The 11213-nt window shown below is 47.7% G+C and carries 9 protein-coding genes and 1 other annotated feature; of the genes, 7 read left to right on the forward strand and 2 right to left on the reverse strand.

All coding sequences use genetic code 11. The features are described 5' to 3' along the window. Nucleotides 1-389: 389 nt before the first annotated feature. Nucleotides 390-1199: a carbon-nitrogen family hydrolase gene (locus ACDE64_RS14545; protein WP_411347298.1), complete on the reverse strand. Its 810-nt coding sequence runs from the start codon at nucleotides 1197-1199 to the stop codon at nucleotides 390-392. Nucleotides 1200-1515: 316 nt separating this feature from the next. On the opposite strand from ACDE64_RS14545, the gene ACDE64_RS14550 reads away from it, so the two are divergent. The 7 genes from ACDE64_RS14550 (at nucleotide 1516) to mtnB (ending at nucleotide 9472) form a co-directional block, all read left to right on the forward strand. Continuing rightward, the gene (locus tag ACDE64_RS14550) at nucleotides 1516-2748 is read left to right on the forward strand and encodes a pyridoxal phosphate-dependent aminotransferase (RefSeq protein ID WP_411347299.1); all 1233 of its coding nucleotides are present in this window, start codon (nucleotides 1516-1518) and stop codon (nucleotides 2746-2748) included. 314 nt (nucleotides 2749-3062) lie between these two features. Beyond that, nucleotides 3063-3281, forward strand: a binding site (T-box leader). 113 nt (nucleotides 3282-3394) lie between these two features. Beyond that, on the forward strand, nucleotides 3395-4504 hold the full coding sequence (gene proB / locus ACDE64_RS14555) for a glutamate 5-kinase (RefSeq protein WP_411347300.1): 1110 nt from the start codon (nucleotides 3395-3397) through the stop codon (nucleotides 4502-4504). Nucleotides 4505-4660: 156 nt separating this feature from the next. Then, nucleotides 4661-5920: a glutamate-5-semialdehyde dehydrogenase gene (locus ACDE64_RS14560; protein ID WP_411347301.1), complete on the forward strand. Its 1260-nt coding sequence runs from the start codon at nucleotides 4661-4663 to the stop codon at nucleotides 5918-5920. A gap of 159 nt (nucleotides 5921-6079) precedes the next feature. Beyond that, on the forward strand, nucleotides 6080-6949 hold the full coding sequence (gene proC, locus ACDE64_RS14565) for a pyrroline-5-carboxylate reductase (RefSeq protein WP_411347302.1): 870 nt from the start codon (nucleotides 6080-6082) through the stop codon (nucleotides 6947-6949). After that, nucleotides 6946-8160 (forward strand): 2,3-diketo-5-methylthiopentyl-1-phosphate enolase, encoded by a 1215-nt coding sequence (locus tag ACDE64_RS14570; RefSeq protein WP_411347303.1) that lies wholly within the window; start codon nucleotides 6946-6948, stop codon nucleotides 8158-8160. The genes proC and ACDE64_RS14570 overlap by 4 nt, the downstream gene beginning before the upstream one ends. Next, nucleotides 8157-8831 (forward strand): 2-hydroxy-3-keto-5-methylthiopentenyl-1-phosphate phosphatase, encoded by a 675-nt coding sequence (locus tag ACDE64_RS14575; protein WP_411347304.1) that lies wholly within the window; start codon nucleotides 8157-8159, stop codon nucleotides 8829-8831. The genes ACDE64_RS14570 and ACDE64_RS14575 overlap by 4 nt, the downstream gene beginning before the upstream one ends. Then, nucleotides 8828-9472 (forward strand): methylthioribulose 1-phosphate dehydratase, encoded by a 645-nt coding sequence (gene mtnB, locus ACDE64_RS14580; RefSeq protein WP_411347305.1) that lies wholly within the window; start codon nucleotides 8828-8830, stop codon nucleotides 9470-9472. The genes ACDE64_RS14575 and mtnB overlap by 4 nt, the downstream gene beginning before the upstream one ends. 426 nt (nucleotides 9473-9898) lie before the next feature. Here the strand turns inward: mtnB and ACDE64_RS14585 are convergent, their stop codons facing one another. Continuing rightward, a complete protein-coding gene (locus ACDE64_RS14585; RefSeq protein ID WP_411342864.1) occupies nucleotides 9899-10339 on the reverse strand; it encodes a LysM peptidoglycan-binding domain-containing protein in 441 nt (146 codons plus the stop codon). Between the last annotated feature and the right edge of the window lie 874 nt (nucleotides 10340-11213).

Here is an 11213-nt window from a genome sequence, read left to right on the forward strand (position 1 = left end):
TATACCAACTATTGAATATCTTAATTTAAGACGTTTTCTATCTTTTTATTATAGCCTGTTCCTATGCAAAGAAAAGAGTAAACGGCAAAACAATTTCAAAACCACAACTAACTAACTTTTAGTTAGTTTTATATTCTATTCATTTTGTCATCTCTCAAAACGTAGTATCATTTCAGCAAGCTTGATGTCGCCAAGTTTTGTTTCACCAAGCTTGGCTCGTATACCGTCTTTCTTTACAAAAAAGCTCTTCGTCGTTCCCTTTAAGTACGCAATACTGTAACGGAAACGCCAAAGAGCTTCATATGCTTTTATCACCTGTTGATATAGACGACCTAACAATGTCCAGCACCAGCCTGAACAGCATTATAGTACGATCCTAGCACTACATTTTATTCCTGATGTCTGTACAATTCTGGTCGGCGGTCGGCGAATACTGGTATCCGTCCACGCACCTCGTCGGACAAATCCAGATCAATTATTGCGGTTAAAATCCCTTCCTCTTCCCCGCTCTCAGCGATCACTTCCCCCCACGGATCGATAACCATCGAGTGACCGAAAAAGGTACTTTTCGCATCGCTGCCAACACGATTGCAGGCGATGACATACATCTGATTCTCAATCGCGCGCGCTGTCAGCAGTGTACGCCAATGGTGCAGACGCGGATTGGGCCATTCAGCAGGCACAAACCACACTTTTGCCCCTGCCAGTGCCAGCGTACGCGCCAGCTCGGGAAAACGAATATCGTAGCAGATGGATGCCGCAGCGGTCACATCGCCCAGTGGAAACAATGCCGTCTCTTCGCCGGGCTGCATGAACTTTTCCTCGTCCATCAGCTTGAACAGATGAATCTTGTCGTACTTCGCCTGCTGCTGTCCATCCGCGCCATGTACATATAATGTATTGTAAAATCCACTATCACGCTGCTCTGATACGGAACCGCCAACTAGCACTATGTTATGCTCACGCGCCGTCTCACTCAGCCAGCGGTTGATCGGACCATGTTCCGGTTCGGCGATACCGTCCAGTCGATCCAGCGCATACCCGGTATTCCACATTTCCGGCAATACGATCACATCCGGGCGCTGCTCTGCGTTCATCGCACGCTTGATCCATTCTCCAGCGCGGCGTATATTTTCCTGCGGATCAGCCAGCGCGATATCCATTTGAATCAGGCTGATATGGTATTGTCGTGCAGTCATTGATCATCTCTCCCTGTGTGCTGTATATTGCATTTATCATAGCCGCAGCAACGACCGAAAAGCAATATTTCCAGACAATTCCTCTATACCAATCGGAAAAATCGTGATAGATTAGGAGAACTATGTCAGTCCCCAAGAAAAGCAACATTTTATACAGCCTGTAACGAGCATCACATTGCGCTTAGCATGTACAGCAGGTTAGCATATACAGCAGCTCAATACCGAAATGAGCGTTGCATCTATATTCAACTTGTATCTTTTCCATTACACAATAGTGTGCACCATCTCAAATATAGCAACCGGAGTGATGAAGACGATGTCCAATGTGAACAATAGCAGCGTATCCGCATTTCCTATTCAACCAGCAGGAATGATGAATGAATTGCCAGAGCAGTTTTTTGCCAAATTGGTGCAAGATGTGAATCGGCATGTGAACGCCGGGCATGATGTAATCAATCTTGGTCAAGGAAACCCGGATCAACCGACCCCGCCGCATATCGTTGAGGAGCTACGTGAAGCGGCAGGCAATCCGCAATATCACAAATATTCGCCGTTTACCGGCTATCCGTTTCTGAAAGAAGCAATTGCGAAGCGGTATAAGGAAGATTACGATGTCGATCTTGACCCGCAAACGGAAGTAGCAATTTTGTTCGGTGGCAAGACCGGTTTGATTGAGATCAGCCAGATTTTGCTGGAAAAGGGCGACATCTGTCTCGTTCCTGATCCCGGGTATCCAGATTATTGGTCAGGTGTAGCATTGTCCGGTGCAGAGATGAGCTTTATGCCGCTGACCGAGGATCAGGCATACTTGCCAGATTATAGCGCGATCTCGCCGGACGTGCTGGAACGGGCGAAGCTGATGTTTCTCAACTACCCGAACAATCCGACATCGGCGACGGCTCCGTTATCTTTTTATGAAGAAACGGTAGCATTTGCACGCCGCAATCAGGTTGTGGTGGCGAGCGATTTTGCGTATGGAGCGATTGGATTTGATGGGCAGAAGCCGGTTAGCTTTTTGCAGGTGCCTGGTGCGAAGGAAGTCGGTGTGGAATTTTATACCCTATCCAAGACTTACAATATGGCGGGCTGGCGCGTAGCGTTTGCACTCGGTAACAGCGAGATTATTCGTCTGATCAATCTGATGCAGGATCATGTGTATGTAAGTCTGTTCGGCGGCATTCAGGCAGCGGCAGCACGAGCATTAACAGATGATCAGCAATGTGTAACGGATCTGGTGGATCGCTATGAATCACGCCGGAATGCCTTTTTTGAAGAGCTGGACAAGATCGGTTGGAAAGCAGAAGCGCCCAAAGGCTCGTTCTTCTGCTGGTTGCCTTTACCGGAAGGTATGGATTCGCGACAGTTCGCCACATTGCTGCTGGAGCAGGCGCATGTTGCGGTTGCGCCGGGTATCGGCTTTGGTACGGGCGGCGAAGGATATGTGCGCATTGGTCTACTCACGTCCGAAGAACGATTGCGTGAAGCGGTGCAACGAATTGGCAAGCTGAATCTATTCGGTAAAAATGAAACGGAATCCCGCAAAGACTGAATGTATCTCATCAAGACTTCATTCGCTCTATAACAGCCAACATCGTTATCCAAGCTTCCAACGGATTGTTTACCAAATAAACAGCTGGATATAGTTGCAACCATTATCGTCGTGATCGGCACCATGCAGCATGTATGTTCTGCAAATACCGATTCTTAGACAACAAATTGCACTATCCCTGCCACGCGGTACTTGGCAAAAGTCACAGTCCGTGCTATCCTAATCAGCAACACCGATTGTACGGAATCCCGTACATCGGACACCATGACATAATCACCTGACCGGAGCGGCGATAAACCGCACGGACAATTATACAGAACGCAATGAAGGGAATAGTAAGCAAACACAGCGGCGTGCATAGAGAGTGAATTCCAGAGGCTGAAAGGATTCACCGCCAGCTCCTGCTGAACCTGCCCCCGAGCTTTCGGCGCCAAACGCCGGACGGACTTCCCGCCGTTATCGGGCTTCAAGCCGGACAGCTCTGTGCTGTCAATAAAGGTGGTACCGCGGAAGTGCAGACTTTCGTCCTTTGTATTCATGTTGGATACGGAGGGCGGGAGTCTTTTTTGCATTCTCCCCTTCGTATGCCGCAGCATGTCATCATCAAGTGATGTTGTGTCGTATTATGCAGAAGGAGTGAATCATCATGCAACACCAGCGTATTGTCGTGAAAATCGGCAGCAGCTCGCTGACCGGACCACAGGGTGGTCTGAATCATGAAGCGGTAGACTTTTTTGCCGCCGAAATCGCTGCATTGCAGCAGCAAGGACATTCGGTTCTGCTCGTCACCTCCGGTGCGGTAGCTGCCGGATTCCGCGAAATCGGGTATCTGTCGCGCCCACGTCTATTACACGAAAAGCAGGCTGCCGCCTCCGTCGGTCAGGCGCTGCTTATGCGCGATTACCAGCAGGCATTTGCCAAACATGGGATCGTCAGCGCCCAGATTTTGCTGACACGGGGTGATTTTACCCATCGGAAGCGGGCAGGCAATGCCAGCATGACGATTGAGGAATTGCTGAAGCAGAATGTAATCCCGATTATCAATGAAAATGATACCGTCTCTGTCGACGAGCTAAAATTTGGCGATAACGATACCTTATCCGCACTCGTCGCCAATCTTGCCAAAGCATCGCATTTGCTCATTTTGACGGATGTAGATGGATTGTACAGCGCTAATCCGAACAAAGACCCAGAAGCCGTACATTATCCCGTAATCGACGAAATTACTGATGAGATTTACGATATGGCGGGCGGCGCTGGCTCAGCAGTCGGTACAGGCGGAATGCGTTCCAAAGTTGATGCAGCCAAAATCGCCACTCGCGGCGGAATCGAAGTATTCGTTGGACGTGTGAACCAGCCGGGCGATCTGCTGCTCGCTGCGAATCATCAGGGCAAAGGGACGTATTTCTCTACCCACAGTGCATCGTTGCCGATGAAAAAGCAGTGGCTCGGCTTCCTGTCTGTTCCACTCGGTACACTCATTATCGACGAAGGTGCCGAACGCGCATTGATTGATAATGGACGCAGCCTGCTCCCGGTTGGGATTCGCCAACTGGAAGGACAATTCCATGCTGGCGATGTAGTCGAGGTGCAAAATGTACAACGTGATGTACTTGGACGCGGCATCGTCAATTATGATTACGATCAATTGCAGCAAATTATCGGTCTGCCAAGCAGTAAAATTGCCGAAACGCTAGGCGTCGATCATGTTCAGCATCTCGAAGCCGTTCACCGGGACGAATGGATTACATTATAATAAGAATGAAAGTATCAACAATCGACTGCCCCATCGTATATGCTTTTGAACAACCATAACGGTATATCGATAACATAAGCACAGCTATTCATCATGAAGATTATCACTATGAAGTAGACGGATTGTCATACATTATTTTCAAGGAGGAATCACGCAATGACTGAAGTAAGCGAAGTTGTACAAAAGGCAACGCTGGCAAGCCGTGCGGCACTGCCACTCGCCAACGTCTCCACTGCTGACAAAAATGCGGCACTGCGACAGATGGCAGATGCATTGGTCACACGATACGAGGAGATCATCGTCGCCAATGAGGTAGATATTGAAAATGGTCGTGCCAACGGCACTTCCGAATCGCTATTGGATCGACTGCGCTTGACCAAGGAACGCATTGAGGATATTGCCGAAGGATTACGCCAAATTGTAGAGCTAAATGATCCGATTGGCGAGCTGCTAGAAACGATTCAGCGCCCTAACGGTTTGCAAATCCACAAAATCCGCGTACCCATCGGCGTGATCGGTATGATCTACGAAGCCCGTCCCAACGTGACGGTCGATGCGGCAGGATTAGCACTCAAAACAGGTAACGCCATCGTATTGCGTGGCGGTTCTGCTGCCCTCTCTTCCAATCGCAAAATTATTGAGGTGCTGCATGACGCGCTCAACGATTCTGCCGTTCCTGCGGATGCACTACAATTGATTGAAGATTCAGATCGCGCCTCTGTCAATGAAATGATGAAGCTGAACGGTCTGATCGACGTGATCATCCCGCGTGGTGGCAGTGCGCTAATTCAAAATGTTGTACAAAACTCTACCGTACCCGTGATCGAAACGGGCGCAGGCATTTGCCATACGTATGCCGACGAATCTGCCGACCAGCAGATGGTAGCAGACATCGCCATCAATGCCAAAGTACAGCGCCCTTCCGTCTGCAACTCAATGGAAACGTTCCTTGTTCATTCTGGTTACGATCAGCAAGCGTTTATTCGTCTGGCTGAACAATTGCGCGATGAATACCATGTGGAACTGCGCGGCTGTCCGCGTACCCGTGAGCTGCTACACTGGGCAACCGGTGCAACTGAGCAGGATTATGCGACCGAGTATAACGATTATATTTTGAATGTGAAAATCGTCGACTCGCTGGACGAGGCGCTACAACATATCGCTACCTACGGCACCAAGCATTCGGAATGTATCGTGACCAAAGATCAGCATCACGCGAACCGATTCATGCAGGAAGTGGACGCGGCAGCGGTATATCACAATGCCTCTACCCGGTTCACCGATGGATTCGAATTCGGCTTTGGCGCGGAGATTGGCATTAGCACCCAGAAGCTGCACGCACGCGGACCGATGGGCTTGCCATCTCTCACCTCCACCAAGTACAGAATCTACGGCACAGGTCAGACACGCGGCTAAAAGCAGGTACTAGTACAGCTTGTTTTACATGCTTGGTTCGCCTTGCCTATGTTGTATTGGTACCTTGCCTTGTATTGCCACCATGCTCCAATGGTAGTACGTCACAATCATGCTTTATCAAATATAGATCAATATTGGAAATAGGAAGGATAGATAAATATGGGTCATTCTGCAAAACAACACACATTAATCAATCAATCGATTTGCTTCTACGGCGCAGGCTCGATGGCGGAAGCTATTTTGCGCGGACTAGTGAACCGTTCGGTCGTTGTACCAGGTCAGGTCACGATGCTGAATCGCAGCAACAAAGATCGTATGAACTACCTCATCCAGCGCTACGGCATTTCGGTCGTTACTAATGAAACGCAGCGCGATGAAGTGCTGCAACATGCCGACATTATCGTACTGGCGATGAAGCCTGTCGATGCAGCCGCTGCGCTTCAGCAGCTCAGCCCACTGCTGAACGACAATCAACTGCTCGTATCGGTAATCGCCGGACTTGAAGTGGAAACGATGCAATATGTACTTGGCAAAAAACAGCCGATTGCACGCACCATGCCCAACACATCCAGTACAATTGGTCTGGGCGCAACCGGTCTCGTATTCTCCGCAGAAGTGACAGCCGCTCAAAAACAAACAGTACAGCATCTATTTGAAGCTGTTGGCACGGTAACGGAAATTGCCGAGCAGCAAATGGAAACATTAACCGGCATCTCTGGTAGCGGTCCCGCTTATATTTACTATGTTATGGAAGCGATGATTGAGGCGGGCGTGCAGGGCGGTCTAACCCGCGAGCAGGCACATGAACTGACGGTGCAAACCGTCGTCGGTGCCGCCCATATGGTACAGCAAACTGGCGAACAACCTGCCGAGCTGCGCGCCAAAGTCACCTCGCCGAACGGCGCCACTGCGGCAGCTGTCAAAGTATTCGACGAGCATCAGATGAAACAGATCATTATCCGCGGCATTGAACGCTGCGCAGAACGCTCCCGGGAAATGGGGGCAGCACTGAAGGAGGAGCATCTATGAGCTATTGCATCGCAACGTATCGCTGTCATGATCCAAAGGCAGATTTTCATAAAAAAGCAACGTCCATCGCCGTCGGCATGACCGTTGGTAGCTGGACCGAATTGCCTGCCGCCAAGCAACAATCAATGAAGAAGCATCTGGGCGAAGTCCTTTCAGTCGATGTGTTTGAACCTGCTGATGGCGAACGATATGCGGATATTCGTATCGCTTACCCGGATGCTAACTTTAGCAGCGATATTCCGGCACTACTCGTTACCGTATTTGGCAAAATCTCTATGGACGGACGCATCAAACTGACGAATCTGGAGTTTTCTGAGCGTTTTCTAAGTCATTTTGGTGGACCCAAATTTGGCTTACACGGTGTACGCCAGCTACTTGGCGTTCCTGAACGTCCGCTGCTGATGAGCATTTTCAAATCGGTCATCGGTCACGATCTGGACGAGCTGACGCGTCAATTCCGTGCGCAAGCGCTGGGCGGCGTCGATCTGATCAAGGACGACGAAATCCTGTTTGAGAATGAACTGACACCGATTGAGAAGCGTGTCGCAGCGTGCCGCAAAGCTGCCGAAGCCGCACAGGCGGAAACGGGCAAAAAGGTACTATACGCCGCCAATCTGACCGGTTCTACCTTCAAGCTGAAAGAGCAAGCGATCAAAGCAATTGATGCAGGTGCGAATGCGCTGCTGTTCAATGTACTGTCATACGGTTATGACGTCCTTGCCGAACTGAGCAATGATTCTGACATTAACATCCCGATCATGGCGCATCCAGCACTTGCCGGTGCTTATTATCCGTCACCATATTACGGTATCTCCGCTTCTGTACTGCTTGGACAGCTGATGCGTCTGGCAGGTGCCGATCTGGTGCTGTTCCCTTCTCCTTACGGTTCGGTTACGATGCCGAAGGAAGAAAATATGGCAATCCGCGAGCAATTGCTCACCGGCAGTTTGCCGTTCAAAAAAAGCTTCCCTGTACCATCAGCAGGGATTCATCCGGGGCTGGTGCCACTCATTCTGCGCGACTTTGGCAATGATGTCATCATTAATGCAGGCGGCGGAATTCACGGTCATCCGGGCGGCGCCAGCGCAGGCGGACGTGCGTTCCAGCAGGCGATTGATGCGGCATTGTCTGGCGTATCGCTAGCAGATTACGCTGTGCAGGGGCATACGGAACTGGCACAAGCGCTGGAAATCTGGGGCGGTGAAGTATGAGCCACAAGCAACCGGTAATCTTTTGCGACTTTGACGGTACGATTACGAATTCGGACAATATCGTAGCGATTATGAAGCACTTCTCTCCGCCGGGTTACAAAGAAATCATGGACGGCGTAGTCAATCAGCAGCGTTCCATTCGCGACGGTGTGGGCGCGATGTTCGGTCTGATGCCTTCTTCGCAAAAACAAGATATCATCGACTACGTATTGCAGCATGCCGGTATTCGTGAAGGCTATCGTGAATTTCTAGACTTTGTACAGTCACAGCAGATTCCGTATTACGTAACTAGCGGCGGGATCGACTTTTTCCTAAAGCCGCTGCTAGAGCCGTTTGATATTCCGCAAGATCATATTTACTGTAACAGTGCTGACTTTTCCGGTGAAAATATTACTATTCTATGGCCGCATCGCTGCGATGAGCATTGCCACAACGATTGCGGCATGTGTAAAACGACCGTTATGCGCGGTTTCCCACCAGAGCAGTATGAACGCATTCTGATCGGCGATAGCCTGACTGATTTTGAAGGTGCCAAAATCGCTGATCTGGTCTATTCCCGTTCTGTACTCACTGACAAGTGCCGTGAGCTGGGCGTGCCGCATATACCATTTGAGACGTTTCACGATATTATCGACGATCTACGACAACGAACAGGAGCGATGCACACATGAGCTTTGCCAATATTGCACTTGAACATAAACAGGCGGTGCTGCAAGAGCTGAGCGGTATCAAGGAGCAATTTGCCGCACGACACTGGTTTCCGGGCACTAGCGGCAATCTGTCGCTGCGTGTGGGCGATTACGAGCCGGATAACTTCCACTTTGCGATTACAGCGAGTGGCAAAGACAAATCGGTCAGCACACCGTCAGACTTTCTGTTTGTTGATCAGCAGGGACGTCCATGCGAGACGACAGCGCTGAAGCCAAGTGCTGAGACGCTGATTCATTGTGAAATTTATCGTGAGACAGGCTGCGGTGCCGTGTTCCATGTGCATACGGTGTTCAACAATCTGGTAAGCGAATATTTTGGTGAACAGGGTGCCGTACCGATTCAAGGCTTGGAATTGATCAAGGCGTTTAATATCTGGGAAGAGAATGCTGCGATTACCATCCCTGTACTGCCCAATTACGCTGAGATTCCACGTATTGCTGAGTTAGTACCGGGTATCCTCAATCAGAGCATACCGGGCATTCTACTGCGTGGTCATGGCATCTATGCGTGGGGTAAAAATGCGTTTGAAGCGAAGCGTCATTTGGAAGCATTCGAGTTTATTTTCGAATATATTTATCGCGATTTGTTGCTGCGTAAATAAATCACGACAACAACATATACAAACCATATCGATTTTGCACAAAACAACTATTTATGACTCATAAACTGGAAAATGTTTTCACCGAGATATTGTTAAATCTGAACATTAAATGCGTTAAACAAGTGTAATATTCGACTTTTTAGCGATGAAAACGTACAAAAAAGCTGACATTGTATGAAATGTCAGCTTTTTTTATATAAAAAATGATTTTTATTATTGCCCTTTATAATAAATACCCGTATACTAAGTTCAATCGCATCAAGCAGGCATGCAATCACTCACGTTATTTCTACATAACTGACCGATACGCCGCACCGCTTCAATGACGAAGAAAGACGGAACACCCGTTATCATTATGGCAGTAATGATATCAGATATCCCGCTTCCGTTATGATTATCTGTTCTTGGCCGATCAGATCATTCTTCTTATTTTTGCGGAACAGTCAATTGAGTTCCAGCAGGCAGCAGGTTGTTGGCAGCAACCAGTTCGTCTACAGTGATACCGTATTGAGCAGCAATTTCAGTCAGGCTGGCACCTTGTGGAACGACAACAGTGACTTGGTTTTTAGCTTGCGTAGTTTCAGTAGCAGTTGTCTCGCTAGGGGCAGCTGCTTCTTCTTTTGTAGCAGTTGTTTCTTCGTCAGTAGGGTTTTGGTTACCGAACATTGCTTCGAATTGAGCATTTTGAGCATCCAAGAATGCTTGGTTGTCAGCAATACGATCTGCTTTGTCTTTGCGTTTCTCGTGGTTGGATTGCTCGCTTGCAGCGAAAGCGTGGTTAGCGTTGAATGGTACAGTTACAGCTACAGCGCCTACGCTCGCAGCAACAACAGTGGACAGCAGTACTTTTTGCAATTTGTGATTCATAATAGTTAAACTCTCCTTCAGTATGTGTATGATTTTGGTTTTACATATTGTAAACAAATCTAGTTAGATGAAAGTTCCGACGATTCGTAATGACGTATTCACGGGTTTTGGCAGTTGCCCGCTTCATCATAAATGAATAAATATAAGCCGTATCAGGCTTTTATTGCTCAGCCGGTACTTGTACTAACGAGGGCAAAAGCTACTTTACTCCTATTTCAAATAAATTGCAAGCCTACTAAAACCGTTTCAAAGCCCCTTTTCGCTCTCCTTCCCTGCATCTCTTTATTTCTAGCACATTAAATATAACGCTTACATTTTACATGCTCTTGAATCTGTTTTGAAATAAAGTGCATATTTTTTCACTTTTTGTTTACATTTCAGAGCAGTGACAAGTTTTGTTCACAATTAGGCTGTATTCAAATCCGGTGTTACATAAACTTACATCAAAGAGGCTGGATTTTTCCTTTACGATGTTTTTTGTGTACTCTTTTGTTTGTTTTCATATTGATCCCGTCATCTATTGTGGCTTTTACTTGGGATCGCTAATTGATAATCGACCTTTGTTCTATTAATTAGGATGGCTATTTATTTGCTATATAAATGGCTTTTCTCCCCTTTCAGAACATTTGGTTGCTAGCTATTGCTACATTTCTCATATTCAAATGAGAAAAAGTAATATATTTTGATACTCAAAATCTGAAATACTTTTGTTAGAAAAACCTGACATGAAAAGTAGTTGCTTGCTTCCACTAATGACGAATGAAGTCTTTGATTTTTAATATGTCATTATAGATATATTCGAATGAGTGCAATATCATCGTGCATATTATTCATATATAACGGATTTTTATTCATCTTTTTTAAATATCCATTT

Source organism: Paenibacillus sp. WLX2291 (genome assembly GCF_046603665.1).
Taxonomy (GTDB): Bacteria; Bacillota; Bacilli; order Paenibacillales; family Paenibacillaceae; genus Saccharibacillus.